The following is a 22,044-nucleotide window of genomic DNA, read 5'->3' as shown; positions in this document are numbered from 1 at the left end:
ATTTTAGATTTTAGATTAGAGTTGACGAGTTACGATCGCAAATGGCCGAAATTGACGCGCAACTCATTCATCCAAAATCTAAAATCCCAAATCCTCTGTTCAGACGGGTACTAATTGGCTTATGCGGCGGTATTGCCGCTTATAAAGTCTGTGAAGTCGTTTCAGCGCTGGCAAAATCAGGAGTTGAGGTGCGAGTCATCTTGACAGATGCTGCTTGTGAATTTATTACGCCTTTGACTCTAGCCACGCTTTCTCGTCATCCAGCTTACACAGATAAAGATTTTTGGCAACCAGTACACGGAAGACCGCTGCATATAGAATTGGGAGAATGGGCAGAGGTTTTTGCGATCGCTCCGGTCACTGCTAACACTTTAGCGAAACTCGCTCACGGTTTTGCCGATAACTTGCTCACGAATACGGTGTTAGCTTCTACCTGTCCAATTTTATTAGCTCCGGCGATGAATACGGATATGTGGTCACAGGCGACGGTGCAAAGGAATTGGCAACAAGTTCTCACAGATAGAAGATATCACAGCGTCGGGCCTGGTGCGGGGATTTTGGCGTGCGATCGCATCGGTTATGGTCGCATGGCAGAACATAAAGAGATTTTGCCACACATTCAATCCTTATTGCAAACTGGCGGTCAACGAGATTTAGCCGGAAAACGAGTATTAATTAGTGCTGGCGGAACCAGAGAACACTTAGATCCGGTGCGTTTTATTGGCAATCCTTCCACTGGCAAAATGGGATTAGCTTTAGCAAAAGCAGCACTCCATCGCGGTGCATCGGTAACCCTGGTACACGCACCAGCTACCTGGGAAACGCCGCTTGGTATTCGAGATATTCCCGTTACCAGTGCAGCACAGATGCAAAAAGCGATGCTGGAATGTTTTCCTAACTCTGATTTAATTATCATGTCAGCAGCAGTGGCGGATGTGAAACCAGCTAATTACGCTGACGAGAAATTGCCGAAAAAATTGCTACCAACTTCTTTACCTTTGGAACAAGTGCCAGATATTGTGGCAGAGTTGGGAAAATTGAAGCAACCCCATCAACGGTTAATCGGATTTGCTGCACAAACCGGAGATATTGTCAAGCCTGCATTAGATAAATTGTGGGGAAAGAAATTAGATGCGATCGTTGCCAATCCTATTGATAAATCCGATAGCGGTTTTGGCAGCGATAATAATCAGGCGATATTTATAGATACAACAGGACGACAGTTAGAAATTGCACCTTGTTCTAAATTAGAAATGTCTCATCGGTTGTTTGATTTTTTGCAATATGGAGGCTAAAGAGTTTTTATGACTCAGGAATTAATAGATTTAAGAAATTGCATTGAAGAAGGACGTTACGCAGATGCTTTGTCGATTGTAGATGACTTGGAAGGAATGAGTAAAAAAGGCATACTACGAAATATTAGATCTTTTTTGGTCAGAATGATAATTCATTTGATTAAAAACCAAATCGAACAAAGATTAACCAATTCTTGGGCAGCTTCAATTTCAGATTCCATCATTGAAATTCAGGATCTGAACTTGCAAGATAACAAAGTTTCGCACTATCTGAAACCAGATGAATGGGAGTCAATACTTGTCAAAGCACTTGAAACAGCGATTCGTCAAGCAAGTGCGGAAGTGCTAAATGGAAAATTAAGTCCATATCAGCTTTCAGAGAGAGTCGATAGAATACAGATAATCGCTATATCTCAACAGTTCCTCGCTTTGACATACGAGCATTCAGACGAAACATTACCTGCAATTATAGATGAATATTTGACTCAGTTACCGGGTGGAGAAAATTGGAAAGAAGGTAGGCAATAGACAACTCGATCATCAATATAAATTACCAATCATGACGAAAAGGGAAACCTATGACTCAAGAACTGATAGATTTAAGAAATTGTATCCTAGAAGAACGTTATGCAGATGCTTTGGTACTTGTCGATGAGTTAGAAGGAATGAGTAGACAAGCGATACTACGCAATATCCAATCATTCTTACTCAGGATGTTAATTCACTTGATTAAAAAACAAATTGAGCAACGATTAACCAAATCTTGGGCTGCTTCTATTCGGGATTCAATCAGACAAATAAAGAAATTGAATCTCCAAGACAATAAAACATCTTATTACGTCAAACAGGATGAATGGGAATCCATGCTTGAAGATGAATTTGAGGCAGGAATTAGAGATGCAAGTGTGGAAGCTATGAATGGTGTTTACAGCGAGGAAGAACTGCTAGAGATAGTAGATAGAGAGCAGATAATCATAACTGCAAAAGGACTGTTGGATTTGACATATAAATATTCAGTAAGGGAGTTACCTGGAATTATTAATGAATATTTAACTCAGTTACCAGGTAAGGAAAATTTCCAATAATACAGGCGATCGACATCGAAGTATTGAATTGTGAGTGGTAGATTTTTTTCCAGTCGTACCTCATAAAACAGCCGCGCCTTTAGAAACCCGGTTTCTTGGAGAAACTGGGTTTCTGGGTAGTCAGTTTAAGTCCACCTACTTAGAAAGCGCAATCAAAGAATTTTTGACTTTTGACTTTTGACTTCCGAAGGCACTAGCCTCTAGCAATTTGATTCCAAGTTTGGACAACCTGCTGCAAAGGTTGAGGTAGGCGATTTTGAACGATATCGGCGTAGCGGACAGTACCAGCAGAACTCGTCATTGTCACAGTAATGAAATCAGCAGCACCGCTAGGTGCAGGATAACTCAGACGGTTAAATCGAGCCAATGACTGACGTTGTAGTAAACGCTGAAACTGTCGAAGTTGTTGAGGAGAAATCTGACGAACACTGCGTTCTGAGTCGTTAGCATCTCCAATGCGAACGCGCATCAATCGCCCGTCATTGAGTAGAGTCGTTTGATAGGTACGACCGGCAATTCCACCGCTGGAAGTAGTCTGAAAGACCACACCTCTATCTAAAGGGGGTGGTAATTCACTCGCTGGAATTGGTATAGGTTTGAGATTGCCAGGAGTCATTCTCTGGCTAACCACTTCCTCAATTGATTTTGGCAAATTAATAGAGACAGCGCGATCTTCTAGGCGTAAGGTTCCGCCAGTATTATTGGTACGATAAACCCAGGTTTTGCTACCGTCAGACACGACAACGCGCCATCCTGGGACTAATGCTTGGGTGCAGATTCGATCTGGGTCGGCGAGACCCAGGCAACCATCGGGCCAAGTTTGCCGACTATATTGAGTAATTCTCAGTTTTCCAGGCGCAATTCTAGTTCTAGCAGACAAATCTTGGCGAACAGCACGAGCTACCTGAGCGGGTAGGCGGTTGGTACGAGTATCTTGGGGAGTTTGCGCGATCTGGGTAAGACCTAGATCTGGCGATCGCGCGATCGCATCGCCTATACTCTTAACAGTCTCGCTGGTGGATTGAGGAAGAGTTTGAGGGTTAGCAACGGCAGTTTCTAATATTGTGAAACTGGAGCCTAAAGATAAGATTCCGGCTAGAACCAAGGCAGAGAAAATCCGCTGACCCTTGGTAGTTGTTTGGCTTGATGTGGAATGATAAGCGATCGGTTTCATGGCAACTTAAGAGAGCGAACAATATCATTGTCCCTGTGTTGCTATGCGATTTGCGATATTGCTACGTAATCCTACGCAAACTTAGCGCCAGCGTTGCCGGAGTCATATCAACTAAGGCACGCTACGCAAGCAAATGCACCAGGGTAGATACAGAGGCTAGACGCTCAAACCCTATTCTTTAGTTCCTATTTCCCAAGTGCATAAATAAAGATATGGCAGAAGCAGCATGAGGATTCTCCTAGTAGACGACGACCAGGCTATTGCTGTTGCACTAGCTACCGCCTTAGAATCGCAACACTATGTCGTCGATATAGCTAACGATGGAGAAAAGGCTTTAGAACTTGTGGATGCCTTCCCCTACGATTTGCTCCTGCTAGACGTAATGTTACCCAAACTAGATGGTATTACTCTTTGTCAACAGTTACGAGGCGGTGGCTTCAGAGTGCCAATCCTGCTACTGACAGCGCGGGACAGTAGTACAGATAAAGTCAGAGGTTTGGATGCCGGAGCTGATGATTATCTGATCAAACCCTTTGATAGACAAGAATTGTTGGCGAGGATTCGCACTTTACTGCGTCGAGGAAATTCTGCTTTACTCCCTGTCTTAGAATGGAACGATTTGTGCCTAGCACCGAGTACTTGTCAAGTTACTTACAAAAACCAACCTCTGAATCTAACGCCAACAGAATATCGTCTTTTAGAGCTTTTTTTGCGTAACAATCGGCGGGTTTTCAGTTGTGGTGACCTCATAGAACACCTGTGGTCTTTTGATAACTCTCCTAGCGAAGAGACAGTTAGGTCTCATATTAAAGGTTTGCGGATGAAACTTCGGGCTACGGGAGCGACTGCGGATCTAATCGAGACGGTTTATGGGTTGGGTTATCGCCTCAAGTTGCCATCCTCTCAAAAGAGCAGAGGAGAAAGGGAGATTATCCAGTCGCCAGTCCCCAATGCCCAATTCCGAAGCGAAGCGACTCTGGCGGCATTAGCGGGGGTGTGGGAACGGTTCAAGAAAAGCGTTATGAATCAGGTAGAAATCCTCCAAGAGTGTGCTACAGCAGCTGAGAATAAGACTTTAAGCGATCGACTGCTTAAGGAGGCAACAGTGGAAGCTCATAAACTGTGCGGGTTATTGGGTACAATAGGGTTTCCCGCCGGTTCAGAGCTATCTCGCGAAATAGAACACTTGTTGCGTAATGCAGATCCTCAAGATGCCTTAAGTGCTTCCAGATTTCAAGAACTCGTAGTAGCATTACATCAAGTATTGCAGCAGCCATTATCCCAACAAAAACTGACCGCTGTCAGCGTTGCCAATGACCGAGAAATTATTTGTTTCAAGCCCCCTGATTCATCCGTGGGGTCAATCCAAAATCTCAAATCCGCATTCCCAGGCGGGAGCATGGGAACGAGCCAAAATCCAAAATCGAATGACGATCGCGCGATCGCGCGACGCGGTGCCAAAAACATCATGCCTTTGTCGGAGCCTCAGTTAGATGAGCTACCCCTACTATTAATAGTTGACGACAATTTACAACTAAGCGAACAGTTGCGCCTAGAGGCAGCCGGTTTGGGGATGAGCGTTGAAGTGGCTACCAACTTATCAGCAGCCAGACAAGAAATTTCTCAACTTAATCCCGATGCAATACTGCTGGAACTCAGCTTTCCAACTACAGGTGAAAATGGTCTCACATTGTTGGCGGAATTAAGCAGTTCTGCTCCCCAGCTGCCTATTATAGTCCTCACGGTGCTAGGCGATTTTAGCGATCGCCTGGAAGTCGCCCGCTTAGGGGCACGTGCTTTTCTGCACAAACCAATGCCCCCAGCGCAGGTACTGGCGACAGTAAGCCAAGTTTTACAGCAAGAACAAGGCTCCACAGCCAAGATCCTCGTTGTGGACGACGACCCCCAAATGCTGACCCTTTTAGCCACTTTGCTGGAGCCTTGGAAACTGAAGCTGACCACCCTTAAAGACCCCCGCCTGTTTTGGGAAACTCTGGAGAATGTCCTACCCGATTTGCTGGTTCTAGATGTAGAAATGCCCCACCTCAATGGCATCGAACTGTGTCAGGTAGTGCGTAACGACCCAGCTTGGGGCGGTCTGCCAATACTGTTTCTGACAGCTCACAGCTCACCAAACACAGTCCAAAAGGTTTTTGCTGCTGGTGCTGATGACTTTGTGACCAAACCGATCGTCGGCCCAGAATTGGTTACCCGCATCGTAATTCGTCTGGAGCGAGTCAGACTTCTGCGCCAGCTGGCGGAAACAGACCCGCTCACCCGATTGGCTAACCGAAGTAAGTTGACTTCACACCTGAGCTTATCCCTTCACCAAGCCCAGCGGACGAATTTGCCTCTATGCTTCGCTATCTTAGACTTAGATAACTTCAAACAGATCAACGATCGCTACGGTCACGGAGTGGGAGACTTGGTATTGCGCTGGGTAGGAGGACTTCTGCTGCGATCGTTCCGCAGCAATCAGGATATCGTAGCCCGCTGGGGAGGAGAAGAATTTGTGGTGGAAATGTACGGTATGAATAAGTCTGCGGGGGTGGAACGGCTGACTGATGTTCTCGCCATCCTGCGTCAGGAAACTTTCACCTCACCCAACGGCGTTGAGTTTGGCATCACGTTCAGTGCGGGAGTCGCCCAGTATCCTGATGATGGCACAGACCTTCAGGCTTTATATCGCTCTGCCGATGCTGCCCTTTATCAAGCTAAAACATCTGGGCGCAACAAAGTGCTGAGTGCTTCTTAAGTGCTGAGTGCTTCTTAAGTGCTGAGTGCTTCTTAAGTGCTGAGTGCTGAGTGCTGAGTGCTGAGTGGGGACAATACTGCTAGGGTGGGCGTAAATAAACTGAACAGCAAGAAACCCGGTAACTCCTGCGAAACCGGGTTTCTAAGGGCCAGCAGTTTTACGTTTAATTATGCCCACCTATAGCTAGGGGCTAGGGGCTAGGGGCTAGGGGCTAGGGAAGAGGGAAGAGGGAAAAGGTTACTGCGTAAGGGATTTGGATAAGAAGTAAGAGTTGGAGTTGGCTTAATCGCCCTGGCGGTTGCTATACTTACCACTTTTTAGCGAAAGTAAAGAAATTCTTGGAGCGATTATTGTGAATCAGGATATCACTGAACGAGATCTGGTAGAAACAGCCTTCTGGGAAAACCAGCGTTTCATTCAAAAGATTGCCGAAGCGACACCGGCAATTTTGTATATTTATGACCTGCACGAACAGCGAAATATTTATGCAAATAGACAGACAAAAGAAATTCTGGGTTACTCTCCAGAAGAAATTCAAGAAATGGGCAGCGCGTTCCTCCAAAATCTAATCCATCCAGAGGATTGGGTAACATTTAGTGAAAAAGTTAAAGATTGGGACATACGTAAAGACGGAGAAGTTATTGAAACTGAGTATCGTATGAAACACAAAAACGGTGAATGGCGCTGGTTTTGGAGCCGAGATACCGTATTTGCTTCATTCGCTGATGGTTTGCCAAAACAGATTCTGGGTACTGCGATCGACATCACCGATCGCAAGCAAGCTATAGAGAAGCTCCGCCAATCTGAAGAGTTATACCGAATTACCCTTACCAGCATTAGCGATGCTGTTTTTATTACCGATCGCACTGGCGGTTTTACGTTTATTTGTCCCAACGTAAACATCATTTTCGGCTACTCCTACGAAGAGGTAGAGAAATTTGGTGAAATTTCTCATTTGCTAGGAGAATATCTGTTCGATTACCCAGACTTGGAAAGCTGCGGGGAAATCCATAACATCGAACGAGAAATCATCAACAAAACTGGTCAAAAACATACTTTGCTGATCAATGTAAAGCGGGTATCGATTAATGGTGGAACTGTGCTTTACGCTTGCCGCGATATTACAGAGCGCAAACAAACTGAAGTTGCACTGCACGCAAGCTCTCAATTATTGTCAGCTGTTTTTGAGAGTGCAATGGACGCTATAGCGATCGCCGATGATAACGGTCAGTTTGTAGCAGTAAATCCAGCTGCAAGTGAAATTTTCGGTTTACCATCAGAGGAAATAATTGGCAAATCTATTGGGGAATTTTCGGCATCTAGGATCGATTTCAGGGAAACTTGGCAAAGCTTTCAGGAAAAAGGACGGGAAAGGGGAGAATTACGCATCCGGCGTCGGGATGACACAATTCGAGATATCGAGTATAGCGCGATCGCTAACTTCGTGCCCCATCGCCACCTTTCCGTTGTTCGCGATATCACCGATCGCAAGCAGACAGAGGCGCAATTGAGCCAATACCGCGATCGCCTAGAGGAATTGGTGGAGTTACGCACCAGCGAACTCAGAAGCGCCAACGAAAAGCTCAGACAGGAAATTAGCGATCGCAAACAAGCAGAAGAAGCGCTGCGAGATAGCGAAGAAAGGTTTCGCGCTATCTTCGAGCAAGCGGCGGTGGGCATACTTACAACTACGGCGAACGGTCAATATATTAGCTTCAATCAAAAGTTTTGCGAAATTGTTGGATATACAGATGAAGAACTACAAACACGAACTTTTTGGGAAATTACTCACCCAGATGACATGGCTAAAAATATGGCATATCGGCAACAGTTAGTGGCCGGTAAAATCCCCAATTTTTCGATAGAAAAGCGTTATATTCGCAAAGATGGCGACTTTGTTTGGGTCTGTCTAACAGTGTCGCTGGTGCTATCTTCTGCCGGGGAAATTAAGTATTTTATTGCTGTTATACAAGATATCAGCGAACGGCAAGCTGCGCTACGCGATCGCCAACAAGCAGAGTCAGAATTAAAACAACAGAAAGAACTCCTGCAAAAAATCTTCGACCATATTCCGGTAATGGTGTCCTTATTTGAGATCGACGGTAAAATAAAAATGGTTAATCGGGAGTGGGAAAAGGTTCTGGGTTGGTCTCTTTTGGAGTTACAAAACCTTGACACGATGTCTGAATTATATCCAGATTCTGAATATCGCCAAGAAGTATTAAAGTTCATCAACTCAGCTTCTCATCAATGGGGAGACTTCAAAACTAGAATTAGATCTGGACGAATTCTGGACACTTCTTGGGCTAACGTTCTGCTTTCTGATGGCACCAATATCGGTATTGGGCAAGACATCAGCGATCGCAAACGGGCAGAGGCAGCCTTGCGAGAAAGCGAGGAGCGTTTCCGCAAAATTTTTGCCCAAGCACCTATTGGGATAGCTCTCAGTACCGCTGAGGGGCAATTGTTTCAAGTAAATCAAACCTTTTGTCAGATGTTGGGATATACGGAATCAGAAATGAAAGCTCTTAATTTTAGGGAGATTTCCTATCCACCAGATCTGGAAAAAGAACTACCATATATTGAAGAATGTCTGACCGGAAAAATTACCAGCTATCAATTAGAAAAACGTTATATCAAAAAAAGTGGTAGCCTTTTGTTGACTAATCTCATCGGTGGGTTAATTCGCGATCCAGATAAAAATATTGTATATACTTTAAGCATGATTGAAGACATTACAGAGCGCAAACAAATAGAACAAATGAAAGACGAGTTTATTTCCATAGTTAGCCACGAACTCCGCACTCCACTGACTTCGCTGCGGGGCGCTTTGGGATTGCTTTCAACTGGGCGTCTGGGTGTTATGAACGAGCAAGGTCAGCGTTTGCTGGAATTTGCGATGGAGGATACAGACCGCTTGGTGCGCTTGGTTAATGATATTCTGGATATGGAGCGTATGAAGTCGGGAAAAATGACTTTGAACCAACAAATTTGCGATGCTGCGGACTTGATGGGGCGAATGGTAAATCTCATGCAGCCTCTAGCTCAAAAAGCCGAAGTAACTTTATCAGTTATTGCTGATTCGGTTAAGGTGTGGGCGGATTGCGATCGCATCATCCAAGTTTTAACTAACTTACTCAGTAATGCGATCAAATTTTCCCCTCCAAGTAGTACAGTTTTCTTAAGTGCCCATCTGCAAGAAAATCGCATACTATTTAAGGTTAAAGACACTGGACGGGGTATACCGACAGAACATCTGCAAAAAATTTTTGAACCCTTTCAACAAGTGGATGCCTCCGACTCCCGGCAAAAGGGAGGTACTGGTTTAGGTTTAACTATCTGCCGCAGCATCGTGGAGCAACATGGGGGACACATTTGGGTAGAAAGTACCTTGGAACTCGGCAGCACCTTCTGTTTCGATTTACCGATGCAGCCATAAGCTAAACGGTGAATATTAATAAATAATTATGATGGTCTTTCTGCACAAGATCTTCACATTTTAAATTTATACTTAGCCAAAAGCTAAAATTTATTGTTCGTTCTTGATTGCACATTGTCTGTTTGTAATTTGGTCAATTAACACAGGATTTAAGCTTTTGGTGGCGCTTTTGCCCCCTGTAGAATCAATTCATAAATTGACTCTAAATCTGTAGTGGATGAGGCGATAAATTGGGTAAGTTCTATAACATTCAGGCGTTGGTCAATTACCTCAAAATCAAAAGAAACGGTCAGCCATGAACATTAAGCGGGTTCTGATAGTTGATGATGAATATCGTATTCGGGAGGTGACAAAGATCGCTTTGGAGATGATGGCTGGATGGGAAGTTTTGACGGCTAGTTCTGGCAAAGAAGGCTTGTTACAAGCCCAGGTACAGCAACCAGATGCTATTCTTTTAGACGTGATGATGCCCGATATGGACGGAACTGCTACTTTGGTTGCTCTGCAAGCCAATAACGCCACCCGTGATATTCCTGTGGTTTTGCTGAGTGCTAAGGTGCAAGTTAACGATCGATCGCAGTTTGCAGAGTTGGGGGTAAAAGCAATCATACCTAAGCCTTTCGATCCTCTCAACCTAGCCATCCAAATAGCAGAGGCTTTGGGCTGGTAACCTTAATATTGAGTTTTGTCAAGAAAGTGCGATCGCCTGTGGTAAGCTGAGCGATCGCACTTTATCTCATATCGCGTCCGGTTGCATCGGTAGTGCATGAGTGATATAGCTAGGGACTAGGGGCTAGGGGAGGGGGCAAAGGGACTAGGGAAGAGGGAAGAGGGAAGAGGGAAGAGGAAAAAGCTTGACGAAGTAAGGGATTATGGACTTCATGTAACAGTTGGAGTTGCCTTAATCGCCCTAAAGTTGCTATATCGTCTAATTGTTTGTTTTCATCGGTGGTTAAATTTTTACCGCAGATGAAGACAGATGAACGCAGATGAACGCAGATAAGAAGAAGAACATGAATTTTTTAGGTAATGATGTGTAAGGACACGATCTCAACCAAAGTTAGTAAGTCTAATATTGTTATCCAGAAATATGGTAATAAGTTTTGTCAAACGCCTTCTTATCGCCTCTACAGTCAGGCTTTCCTCCTATCGCCGCCACTTGAGTCATCAGCTACAGCCTCACAAGCCCAGATGGTTTGCCCTTGCGATCGCCCTTTGCATCATAATTGTAGCCATAACACCCCGGATCTCTTACTCTCAGACAATATCTAGCGACATCCAAGGACATTGGGCACAACCTTGCATTGAAAAGCTAATCCGGCAGGATATCATCACTAGCTACGAGGATAGAAGCTTTCGACCCAATTTGCCAGTCAAGAGGGCTGAATTTGCAAGGATGCTTGACAAAGCTTTTCCCAATGCACCTAAAGTCCGCAACGCTGTTCAATTTGCCGATATTCCTTCAAATTATTGGGCAGCTAGCCCAATTCGCAGGACTTATCAAGCAGGATTTCTTTCTGCTTATATTGGTGAAATTTTCAACCCACTTAAAAAGATTTCGCGAGAACAACTACTGGTAGCTTTGACGAGTGGCTTAAAGTATTCGCCCACCCAGCCAGTAGATGAAACTTTGAATGCCATTTTTACAGATGCCCAGGCAATTCCCAATTATGCCCGTCAGGCAATAGCCGCTGCAACTGAAAAACAGCTAGTCGTCAATTACCCCGAAGTCGGCACACTCAACCCCAATCTGTTGGCGACGCGAGGAGAAGTATCCGCTTCCTTATGTCAAGCATTAGGGTATTTTGGATTAGTGCCAGAGGAGTATATTCCTGTCGTTGAAACGCCAACATTACCGACAACGCCATCAACAACATCACCTCCAACATCACTGCTAAAAACATCGCTGAGTACATCGAATGCCGAGATCCGAGGTGTTTGGCTGACAAATATAGATAGCGACGTGCTGTTTTCGCGCGATCGTCTCACCAACGCCATGCAGCGCTTGCGAGATCTAAACTTCAATACGATATATCCTACAGTTTGGAACGGCGGTTATACGCTCTATCCTAGTCCCGTAGCACAACGAACTTTCGGGCGATCGATCGACCCAGAACCCGGTTTGCAAGGGCGAGATATGCTCAAAGAAATTGTCGAATTAGGGCATAAAAAAGGTTTAACCGTCATTCCCTGGTTTGAATTTGGCTTTATGGCACCAGCTAATTCCGAATTAGCCAAACGTCACCCCGACTGGCTAACTCAGCGTCGCGATGGCACAAAGGTTTGGAAGGAAGGGATAGAAGAACGAGTTTGGCTCAATCCTTTTCACCCAGAAGTACAGCAATTCATCATAAATTTAATTAGCGAAATTGTTGGCAACTACGATGTAGATGGAATTCAATTCGACGATCATTTCAGCTTGCCAATTGAATTCGGTTACGACAATTTTACAGTCGCCCTATTCAAGAAAGAACTCCCTGGTTTTTCTCCTGACGATAATCCCAGCGAAACCTATTGGGTACGCTGGCGAGCTGATAAAATCAACGACTTCATGACTAGGCTATTCCGTGCTATCAAAGCCAGTAAATCAAACTGTATTGTTTCTGTGTCTCCTAATCCGCTACATTTCTCTTTACCGGCGCACTTACAGGATTGGTTTACCTGGGAAAGACGCGGTTTAGTGGAAGAAATTGTCTTGCAAGTGTATCGAGACGACCTCAAACGTTTTATTACTGAATTGGAACGCGCAGAAGTGCAGTTGGCTCAAAGTCATATCCCCGTAGCTGTCGGCATTATGAGTGGATTAAAGAATAACTCTGTTTCCATCGAACAAATTAAAACTCAAGTTCAGGCAGTTCGCGATCGCGGTTTGACTGGAGTTTCGTTTTTCTTCTATGAAAGCCTCTGGAATTGGGCAAAAGAAACACCGGCAGAGCGCGAAAAGGGATTTCAATCCCTTTTCTCTGTGCCAGTGTCAAGACCGAGTATTTTGCAAGGCGGTCAGCCGCCCAGCAGCAATGAAGGATTAGTATAATTTCAGATTTGAGAATTTAAATTTAAGATTAAAAATCTCAAATTTAAATTCTCAAATTCGTAGCGATCGCAACTTCTTGAATCTTTGTACTGGATGAGGGAATGATATTATCCAGCTTGACTACAGAACCAGAAGTATTGGTCAGATAAATCCAGCGTTTTTGTGTGCTGGCTACCGTTACTTGCCAACCGGGGACTAGCGCCTGGGAACACCAGACGTCAGAGTCAGCGATATTCAGACAGCGATCGAACCAAGTCAGCTGTTTAACCTGCACTATCCGCAGCGCAGATTTTGGCAACGCCTCACGCTGGGACAAGTCCTTGATCACAGCATCCTTCACCGATACTGACAAACTTGTGTTAGTTTGTGATGACTCCGAGACAGCAACAGCGGTATGGGACACCGGCTGTCTAACGCCGAAGTACAAGGCGCTAGTCAACAGCAAAGCTAAGAAAAAAGGACGTGGCTGCTTAGCTGTTTGATTTAAGGTGGCTGCGGGAGATTCTGTGGTGGTAATTTCTTCCATAGCTAGCCTCGCAAGTGGATGCTGTCAGCGGAAAGGGACTAAGACTTATTACTACACTCCGATCTTTAAAGAATCCGGAAAACTTGAAATCTTTCTTCAAAGGTTCGGCTTGAAATACTTTTACCTATGACGGAAAAAGATTTTACTCGTCTTGCTTTACCCAAACGCAAACAGCTTGATTAGAACCAGACACTTGCACCCTGCGAGTTACTAATGCAAATAATTTTTATTTGCTACGCTTCTATAAGTCTTCTTAAATACTAATTTCATACCTAAATGCCATTTTTCAACCCCAGAAAATACTGAATTTAATGTTATATCTGATACTTAATGTATTACAAATTGTAAATTTGGCTACAAGCCTAACCGCTTTTTTACTTTCGTCAGTCCGGCATAAGTTGCGATCGCTATTTCAACGGAACTTTTACTGAGTATATAGCTAGGGACTAGGGGAGGGGGCAAAGGGGCTAGGGACTAGGGAAGAGGGAAGAGGTTACTCCGTAAGGGATTATGGACTTCATGTAACAGTTGGAGTTGGCTTAATCGCCCTGGCGGTTGCTATAAATATCCTGAGTAGATCTCATATATCGCAGTTAACTTTACTTTTCATATATCTCCAGAGGTAGATCGTCTGGATCTTTAAAAAAAGTAAATCGCTTGCCTGTAATCTCATCAATTCTGATATTCTCAACCTGCACGCCGTGAGATGTTAAATAAGCGACAGACTCATCAATATCATCAACTTCAAAAGATAAATGTCTCAGACCGCAAGCTTCAGGGGTATTCGGTCGTTTAGGAGGGTTAGGAAATGAAAAAAGCTCTATTTGGTCGCCGTTACCGACTCTCAAATCTAACTTATACGAATTTCTTGCGGCTCTGAAAGTTTCTTCGATAATGGAAAACCCTAAAACTTCTACATAGAACTTTTTGGATTTTTCATAGTTAGAGCAAACGATCGCTACATGATGGATTCCAGTTGTTTTCATTTTTTCACAGGTTTTGATTGCTGACCGGGTAAAGCAGGCAAACCCATTTGGTGCCAAAACCGATCGAAACTGGCAGGTTGAACAAAACGCCATGCCACCAAACCCGCTGCTGCAACTACAACCAAAGCCACCGCACCGCCAATCAGACGAGACACCAAACCACCTCCAGCGCCTCTTCTGCCAGATTGGGAAGGCGTGGCGCGATCGGCTGATGCAGGCCCAGAGATCGCCGGTGCAGGACTTGTGGGCGCAGAACTCTGCCTATTTCCAACAGCTTTTACTTGTCCGTTTCCCTGGATTCCCTCCGAACTGCTGAAGATTTGCAGTTGCTGAGTCACAGCTGGCGGTTGCTGTTCGGTTCGCACCCACTGCAAAAGTGCCGCCGCCGTTATCCCGCAAAGATTGGGCGTACCCAAAGATGGAATCCGTTGCAGTATGGGCTGAGTGTTGGATACGAAAACAACCAGATTATCGATATTTTCCTGGGCGAAACCGTAAGTACATTGAGCAACCGCGACTACCAATCTGGCTTGTTTGCTCATGTTTGAACCGCCGGGTGGAGTGAAGGCGGGATGGGTTGCATGAGCATTAGTAAGTTGCCAACCGCTATTGGGGAAAAAGCGCAAAAACTCTTTAGCGGTTTTCTCCACTTCGGGTTCTGGGGCGCGACCGGAGAGAAATTCAATCTCTTCATAGACCACTTGTGGTAGGTAGCAGGCTCCTATGCGCGAGTACTCCTGCCATTCGCGGGTGCTTTTGCCCATCAAGGCGCTGTGGTCTAGAAGAACTAGAACGGGCGGTGGTGTAGGCATAACCGTCACTAAGGAATTTTCAATTTTAGATTTTAGATTTTAGATCTGAAATTTTAAATCTAAAATCCATTATTAACTCCAATTCCCAGACGCCCTGCCAATCCCGGCGATAAGGGGATGAGAGTTGCTAGAGCGAGGAACAGAGCTAACAAAGCCAAGGCGGCTCGCGCATCATCGGGTTCGGTAATCTCATTTAGGCTGGGACGCTCTAAATCCCTTTGTAGGAACACTATTACAATTGCCCAGTACATAGCAAGGGGATTTCCCAGAGATACCAGCGCCAGTAGGATTAAAGTTGCGATCGTCGTTCTGCCAGCCACTTTACGTCCGTAGATAGCCATCACAATTCGACCGCCATCCAACTGTCCGGCTGGCATCAAGTTTAGCGCTGTAATTACCAATCCCAACCAACCAATGATTGTCAGCGGGTGAACATCCACCAAAGACTGTTGCAAGGCAGAACCCAGGACAACTCGCGCCAGGGTTCCCACCAGAATCGAGCCTTGGAAAAATTCAGCTGGAACTTGAAACAAACTACCTTGATGAGAAAGTAGCAAGCCTCCAATCAGCATCAGTAGGGATACAATTCCACCAGCAGCAGGCCCTGCTAAAGAGATATCAAACAAGACGTTTCTGTTGAGCAGGATAGATTCAAAGCGGGTGATGGCACCAAAGGAGCCTATTTGCAAAGTGGGTAGAAAATAAGGCAGACTTAAGCGGATTTGGTGACGCCTTGCTAGAAGCCAGTGACCGATTTCATGAGCTGCCAAAACAGCTATGATTCCCACAGCTAGAGGCAAAGTTTCCGTAACCCGACTTAGATTTTGGTATAAATCGAATCCCAGCAACATTCCAGAAGTGCTTAAACAGGTGGCAATTGTCGCCACCATGAGGACGATCGCCAGGATTTTTTGGTTTAAACTGGCTGGTTTAGGGTCATTCCGGCTGGGTAAGATGACAACTGTCGGCTTACCTTCTGGATTTTCGATCAAAAATAGCCGATAGCGATCGCCCAGTCGTTCCTGCAAAGCCGCTGATAAGCGTGTATGAACGGCTTGTGCTTCGCCGCGCAGGTTGCCTTTGAAGACAGCGCCTTCCTGGTAGGGAATCGTTTCTGTGGCAAAGTAGGTATCGATGCCAAAAATCCCTTGAATCGTCTTGAGATCTTCTTGGGGAATCGGGATCATCTCCATTTTCAACTGCGCTGATTCAGGTTTTGCGGTTTCATTCGCTGCCTGGGCCGATCGAGCCGTCTCTTCTGTGGGGCTTGCTTCGCGATCGCCATTCGCCATCTTCGAGGCACGTTCTTGTTGAATGATATCTTTACCTGCCTTACGCAGTAGCCTACCCAGATAGATATACAGCCCAGCCGAAACCACCAACATCAATATAATACTGACCAAGTTGAGGTAAATGCCTATGGCAAACAAGCCAAAAAACAACAGCCAGGGAGTCATCAGGGCCACCGACTGCAACCAGGCTAAGATTCCCAGTTTCCCAAAAGGCTTGGCACGGTACAATCCCCAGCCCAATATACCGAAAGTGGCTAGCAGAATTAGTGCTATTACAGAAGTCTCCGATCCAGTGAACATTTCCAAACCTGTGCTAGTCAGACAAACGGCCCGATCGAGTCAAGCGGCGATGCCGCACTCCTCATTGTAAAATTTACGGAATTTCCAGCTTTCCCTGCCAATGCTTAATATTTCTTCACTCTAGCAGCAATCAACTAAAGGCTCTTGGATAAAATTTTCCAATCCGACTGACTTTAACATTTCTCCCCAGTTAGCTAACAGAGTTGCATCATTAGGTTGGTTGCGGCGGAGTTTAACTAGATTTCCAAAAGCCTCGTGCCATATCCCAGCCTTTGCATACAAAGCTGGAACAGTTATTGGCGGCGCATTTTTTAGTTGATTGACTAAAGCTTGGCTTGGTTGAATTCGCTCAATCCAGCCACCTGCGATCGCATTACCACTTTGGTCGTTAGAATCAGGACTGCAAACTATTAGCAAATTCCACTCATACATTTTGCCAACTTCTAGAGGCGGCGCGGTAGCTGGGAGGCTAATACTAACAATACCGGGCTGATTGGGGAGAGTAAAATTTTTCCTGTAGACCTCTCGATGGTTTCGATCCTTGAGGACAAACAACCCTTTCTGAGCAGTAGATTTGGGAACATACGCAAAAAATGTTGGTCGCTGAGATACCGTCAATCCTAAGTTACTTTGTGGGAGCAAAACGGTTAAATTCTTTTGTCTGGATAGAACGCAAGAGCCACTACGACTTGCCGACCCTACTGTTGCCGTAGGAGCCCCTCGATTTGGAGCCTGGAATGTCTGAGCAACTACCGAAACACTTGCGCTCTTTTGGTGTAGAGAAGATTTCTCGTATTGCTCTTGTTTTTGTGTTGAACAACCAGGAGTGAGAAGTATTTCTAGAGATATAACTGCTGAAGAGGTAGCAATAGATACAACTTGTTTTAACAAAGCCATAAGTAAATATCCTACTGTTTAGAACGTGGAACTTTCTCTATCATGCTTAACAAAGCGATAACGGCAGTGAAACATCTAGAAGATTTTTTGTTCCGCTTCCAGACAGTAGGAATAACAGAGTTAAAGCTAGGGTTGGCAATGCCCACTCTACTGTTTTTGGAAGCTTTGTACGGCTTGTCTGAGATTGCCTTGATTTTCGGTAAGGAGACTTTCTGCTTTTTCCTTGTCTAAATGCGTCCAGTGCATCACCAGCGCCAGTTTGACCGATCGCCCACTTTGTTCTAACAGATATCCGGCGGCTTCGCGACTGAGATCGGTAAGATCTTGGAGGATACGCAAAGCCCGATCGCGCAGCTTAGTATTCGTAACCGCCACATCCACCATCCGATTGCCATAGACTTTGCCCAACTTTACCATCACGCCGGTAGATATGATGTTCAAAGCCATCTTCGTCACCGTCCCAGCTTTGAGTCGCGTAGAACCTGCTAAAATTTCCGGGCCAACCACCAAGCGAATATCGATATCGACATTAATGCTAACTTGTTCGGCTGGGACGCAAGCCATAAAAATAGTCGTAGCCCCCCTAGCTTGAGCCGCCAGCAAAGCGCCTTGAACAAAAGGAGTCGTTCCCCCAGCAGTAATTCCCACTACCACATCCAGCTTGGTAATCTGTCGCTGAGCGATCGCACTTGCCCCATCCTCAGCTAAGTCTTCCAAATCTTCCGAACTGCGGATTAAAGCACCAGCACCACCAGCTATAATCCCCTGTACCAGTTCCGGCGGACTGCAAAACGTGGGCGGACACTCGGCTGCATCCAAGACCCCCAGACGCCCGCTAGTACCCGCTCCCACATAAAACAGGCGTCCCCCTTGACGTAATGACTCAGCTGCGATATCGATTGTCTTAGCCAACTCAAAGCGGGCTTGAGCGATCGCGGCAATAGTTTGGGCATCTTCGCGATTGAACAGTTCCACCAACTCCAGGGAACTTAGCTGGTCTAAATTATGACTGTTCGGATTAATCTGTTCTGTGAGAAGATGACCGCGTTCCTCAAGGTTTTTCATAGTAGTCCTTCTAATTGGCGGCGAATGCGATCGAGTTCCGACTCGGCGAGGTCAGCTTTAGTTTCCTCCTGTTGCCAATCTGTTTTTTCCAAGTTGGTTTCCGGTGGTGCTAATAATAAACGATCGAATGTTCCTTCGGGAACAAAACCTGCCGGGACAAACACCCACTCATAATCAAGTTCTTGGATGTCCTCTTTCTCCATTCCCTCAACCGTCGGAACCATAAAATCTTGAGCTTCCAGCAGCAGCGCATAGCGAGTGGCGTCGTCCTCTGACTCAAACATCAATACTACATTGCGATCGCCAATCTGAAGGCTGTGAATACCCTCATTTTCCTTCCGAACGTTATATAACAGTACAAACACACGCATGAGAGCCACTTTATTTCGATCGTCGTTATTTATTTTATTAGGGACTAGGGGCTATAAAAGTCAAAAGTCAAAAGTCAAAAGTCAAAAAGGGAAGAGGGGGAGAGGGGGAGAGGGGGAGAGTGGGAGAGGGGGAGAGTGGGAGAGGGGGAGAGGGGGAGAGTGGGATTTACCAATCCAAAATCTAAAATCTAAAATCTAAAATCCAAAATCCAAAATCTAAAATCTAAAATCAAGAGATGACGAACACCCCGAATCCAAATAACGAACCTGAGTCTAGTGCGAACCGCCGTATATGGCTGTTGTGGTTGAGTCGCACGGGATTTGCCTTTGGCGCGATCATCTTAGTTGGCATAGCGGCTGGGGCTTGGTGGGCTTGGATATTTGTCCAGGAACAGTTAGCCCCATTAGTAGAGAAAAATCTCAGTCAGAGTCTGAAACGACCAGTAAAACTTGGCAAAGTGGAACGTTTTTCGGTTAACGGACTGCGGTTTGGCGCTTCTGAAATACCGGCGACGCCTACAGATCCAGATCGGGCCTCGGTGGGGGCGATCGATGTGGGGTTTAATATCCCCCAGATGCTGCTGAACCGCACCTTACAGTTAGACCTTACCCTCGTCAATCCAGATGTTTATATCGAACAAGACAACAACAATATCTGGATTGCAAGCCAAATTAGTGTATCAGAAGGCAGCGGGCCAATCAAAACGGAAGTGCGATCGGTCCGGGTGAATAACGCTAAGGTCGTTTTGGTGCCTAATCCAAAACCTGCTAATCCCAGAGTCCCGGTAGGTATTGCTCAACTGAATGGCAAGGCCGAATTTGTAGATAAAGGTCAGCGCATTCGGTTCGATATGGGCGGACAACTAGCTACCGGAGGGGATTTTAAGGTTTCAGGCGAACATCTGCCTCCCAGCCAGCAGACGAACTTGCAGCTGCAAGGTCAAAATCTTTTAATTACCGACCTCGATCGATTAGTCAAACTTCCGCTTAACTTAAGTGCAGGTCGGGTGGATGGCAACTTGACCGTCAGATACAACCCAGCACAGCCACTCTTTTTGTTGGGGATGGCACGCCTGAATGATGTTACTGCTAAATTCCCACAACTGCCAGCACCATTTAGTAATACGAATGGAGTACTAAACTTTAGCGGTCAGGAAATTAAGCTCGATAGTGTAGCAACGCGCTTGGGTCAGATTCCGCTGCAAGCTAATGGTACTTTCCATCCCCAAAACGGTTATGACATTTCCGCACAAGTTCCGAATGTACCAATAGGGAACATCACTCAGACTCTCAACCTCAAAACACCAGTACCGATAAGCGCCGAAGTCCGATCGCAAGTGCGTTTGAGTGGGCCTACTAAAGCGCCCGTTCTGTTAGGTGAATTTACCACCACTAAGCCAGCCCAAGTTGATAAACTGCAATTCTCCTCAATAAGCGGTCGCTTTGCCTTTGCACCGGCGACAAATGAATTTGCGATCGCAAACTTGCAAGCCAAACCTACTGTTGGCGGTCAAATTACCGGCAAAGGCAACGTTAAACTCGGTCAAGGCGGCGGGATGGTATTCGATGCCGAAGTTCAAAATGTGCCAGGAGATGCGATCGCTCAACAGTACGGTGTAACTCTATCTCCATCTATCAAAATTGGCAATGTTTCCGCAAAGGCACAAGTATTCGGCCCTCTAAACGATATTCGGGTAGCGGCACGTTGGCAAGCTCCACAAGCTACTTATCCCGCAGCTGGAGAAGTCATTGTCGCTAAGGGTCAGACGGTCTTGCGCGATGCCACTTTCAAAGTGGCTGGTAACACCCTGAAAGCGGCTGCTCGCATTGCCGACGGTCGCTGGGAAGCCCTTGTAGAAGGTTCTCAACTGCCAGTCAAGGACATTTTGGCACTGCTGCCAGAAAATGCAGAGGGGCAGAGTCCCAGAGGGCAAACTTCACTCAGCACTCAGCACTCAGCACTCAGCACTCCTATACAGCAAGGGGTAGTTAGCGGTAGGGCAAAGCTTTCGGGAAGTTTAGCTTCATTTAAAATTGCAGATATTCAAGCGATCGCAGAAGGAAGCCTGCAAGTTGCTGGAGGCACTGTCCAATTGCGCCAAGGTTTATTGGAAAAAGGCCGTTGGCAAGCATTAGTGGGTGCTACTGGTGTCCAATTAGGACGTTTTGAACAAGTGCCAACCCAGTTGCAGCGATCGACATTAAGCAACGGTCAGTTTAAATTAGCTGGAAACATTGAATCATTTCAGCTTGCAGACATTCAAGCGATCGGTCAAGCAAGTCTGAATCTTGCTGGTGGGACTGTGCAAATTGTCCGAGGTGGACTTCAGAATGGTGTGTGGGAAGCGATCGTCAAAGCTACAGGCGTCAATCTAGGACAATTGGCACAAGTACCGCCGCAAGTCCAAGGGCCGTTTAGCGGTCAATTCCGCGTCGGAGGAAACCTAAACTCAAGCGAATTGGGAACAATTAAAGCCGTTGGACAAGGAAATCTTGGGTTTGCTGGTGGCAATCTCCAAATTCGGGAATTACAGTTGAATCAGGGTAATTGGCGAGCAAATATTGCCGCTTCTGGCGTGCAGTTGGGGCGTTTGACACAAGTACCAACCCAGTTGCAGGGTTCTGCTTTTAACGGACAAGTGGTATTAGCAGGAAACTTAGATTCCCTGACAGCGCAAACTGATAAATCTAAATCACCATTATCACAAATTCAAGCTATTGCCAAAGGAAATCTGCAAGTTGCTGGTGGGAATGTTCAAATTCGTAAAGCCGAACTGAATAAAGGTAATTTTCAAGCTGATGTCGTTGCGTCTGGCGTACAACTCAATCGTTTCCCGCAAGTACCCCCGCAATTACAAAGTTCTTTTAGCGGTCAATTCCAATTAGCAGGAAACCTGGATACACTGACAACACAATCTAATCAATCACCTTTATCGCAAATTCAAGCAAGAGGTCAAGGAAATCTTCAAGTTGCTGGTGGGAATGTCCGAATTCGTCAAGCGCAGCTAAATGA

Annotated in this window: 15 protein-coding genes and 1 pseudogene; 8 read left to right on the top strand and 8 right to left on the bottom strand. The window is 45.7% G+C overall.

Going from position 1 to position 22,044, the window contains the following annotated elements:
- Positions 1–41 precede the first annotated feature (41 nt).
- Genes coaBC through LAY57_RS20365 form a run of 3 tightly spaced genes read left to right on the top strand, consistent with a single transcriptional unit; the run spans position 42 to position 2,380 of the window.
- Entirely contained in the window at positions 42–1,295 is a 1,254-nt protein-coding gene (gene coaBC, locus LAY57_RS20375; RefSeq protein ID WP_249068694.1) for a bifunctional phosphopantothenoylcysteine decarboxylase/phosphopantothenate--cysteine ligase CoaBC, read from the top strand.
- A gap of 9 nt (positions 1,296–1,304) precedes the next feature.
- Positions 1,305–1,823: a DUF29 family protein gene (locus LAY57_RS20370; protein WP_249068692.1), complete on the top strand. Its 519-nt coding sequence runs from the start codon at positions 1,305–1,307 to the stop codon at positions 1,821–1,823.
- Between the two features lie 50 nt (positions 1,824–1,873).
- Complete coding sequence (locus LAY57_RS20365; RefSeq protein ID WP_249068691.1) at positions 1,874–2,380, top strand: DUF29 family protein; 507 nt, start codon at positions 1,874–1,876, stop codon at positions 2,378–2,380.
- Between the two features lie 193 nt (positions 2,381–2,573).
- On the opposite strand, the gene LAY57_RS20360 is transcribed toward LAY57_RS20365, so the two are convergent.
- Positions 2,574–3,554, bottom strand: a complete 981-nt coding sequence (locus LAY57_RS20360) for a DUF8738 domain-containing protein (RefSeq protein WP_249068690.1) — start codon at positions 3,552–3,554, stop codon at positions 2,574–2,576.
- Positions 3,555–3,780: 226 nt separating this feature from the next.
- Between LAY57_RS20360 and LAY57_RS20355 the strand changes: the two genes are divergently transcribed.
- The 4 genes from LAY57_RS20355 (at position 3,781) to LAY57_RS20340 (ending at position 12,782) form a co-directional block, all read left to right on the top strand.
- Positions 3,781–6,309, top strand: coding sequence for a response regulator (locus LAY57_RS20355; protein WP_249068689.1), 2,529 nt, complete (start codon positions 3,781–3,783; stop codon positions 6,307–6,309).
- A 352-nt stretch (positions 6,310–6,661) separates the two neighbouring features.
- Positions 6,662–9,748 (top strand): PAS domain S-box protein, encoded by a 3,087-nt coding sequence (locus LAY57_RS20350; RefSeq protein ID WP_249068687.1) that lies wholly within the window; start codon positions 6,662–6,664, stop codon positions 9,746–9,748.
- A 295-nt stretch (positions 9,749–10,043) separates the two neighbouring features.
- Positions 10,044–10,418: a response regulator gene (locus LAY57_RS20345; RefSeq protein WP_249068686.1), complete on the top strand. Its 375-nt coding sequence runs from the start codon at positions 10,044–10,046 to the stop codon at positions 10,416–10,418.
- 420 nt (positions 10,419–10,838) lie between these two features.
- Positions 10,839–12,782 (top strand): glycoside hydrolase family 10-like protein, encoded by a 1,944-nt coding sequence (locus tag LAY57_RS20340; RefSeq protein WP_249068685.1) that lies wholly within the window; start codon positions 10,839–10,841, stop codon positions 12,780–12,782.
- Between the two features lie 43 nt (positions 12,783–12,825).
- Here the strand turns inward: LAY57_RS20340 and LAY57_RS20335 are convergent, their stop codons facing one another.
- From LAY57_RS20335 to LAY57_RS20305, 7 genes are all read right to left on the bottom strand, one after another.
- Positions 12,826–13,308, bottom strand: a complete 483-nt coding sequence (locus LAY57_RS20335) for a DUF8738 domain-containing protein (RefSeq protein WP_249068683.1) — start codon at positions 13,306–13,308, stop codon at positions 12,826–12,828.
- 599 nt (positions 13,309–13,907) lie between these two features.
- A complete protein-coding gene (gene gloA2 / locus LAY57_RS20330) occupies positions 13,908–14,294 on the bottom strand; it encodes an SMU1112c/YaeR family gloxylase I-like metalloprotein (protein ID WP_249068682.1) in 387 nt (128 codons plus the stop codon).
- Positions 14,291–15,106, bottom strand: coding sequence for a PIN domain-containing protein (locus LAY57_RS20325; protein WP_249068681.1), 816 nt, complete (start codon positions 15,104–15,106; stop codon positions 14,291–14,293). The genes gloA2 and LAY57_RS20325 overlap by 4 nt, the downstream gene beginning before the upstream one ends.
- Before the next feature lie 59 nt (positions 15,107–15,165).
- Positions 15,166–16,698, bottom strand: coding sequence for a site-2 protease family protein (locus LAY57_RS20320; RefSeq protein ID WP_249068680.1), 1,533 nt, complete (start codon positions 16,696–16,698; stop codon positions 15,166–15,168).
- A 120-nt stretch (positions 16,699–16,818) separates the two neighbouring features.
- Positions 16,819–17,595 (bottom strand): DUF928 domain-containing protein, encoded by a 777-nt coding sequence (locus LAY57_RS20315; RefSeq protein ID WP_249068679.1) that lies wholly within the window; start codon positions 17,593–17,595, stop codon positions 16,819–16,821.
- Positions 17,596–17,742: 147 nt separating this feature from the next.
- Positions 17,743–18,660 carry an N-acetylmuramic acid 6-phosphate etherase gene (gene murQ / locus LAY57_RS20310; protein ID WP_249068678.1) on the bottom strand — a complete coding sequence of 306 codons (918 nt, stop codon included), beginning with the start codon at positions 18,658–18,660 and terminating at the stop codon, positions 17,743–17,745.
- Positions 18,657–19,031: a DUF3110 domain-containing protein gene (locus tag LAY57_RS20305; RefSeq protein WP_249068702.1), complete on the bottom strand. Its 375-nt coding sequence runs from the start codon at positions 19,029–19,031 to the stop codon at positions 18,657–18,659. Before LAY57_RS20305 ends, murQ begins: the two co-directional genes overlap by 4 nt.
- Before the next feature lie 236 nt (positions 19,032–19,267).
- On the opposite strand from LAY57_RS20305, the pseudogene LAY57_RS20300 reads away from it, so the two are divergent.
- A pseudogene (locus LAY57_RS20300) lies at positions 19,268–22,044 on the top strand (DUF748 domain-containing protein); the annotation flags it as partial.

It is taken from the genome of Argonema antarcticum A004/B2, from assembly GCF_023333585.1.
Classification (GTDB): Bacteria; Cyanobacteriota; Cyanobacteriia; order Cyanobacteriales; family Aerosakkonemataceae; genus Argonema; species Argonema antarcticum.
This window is presented reverse-complemented; position numbering and strand designations above follow the sequence as displayed.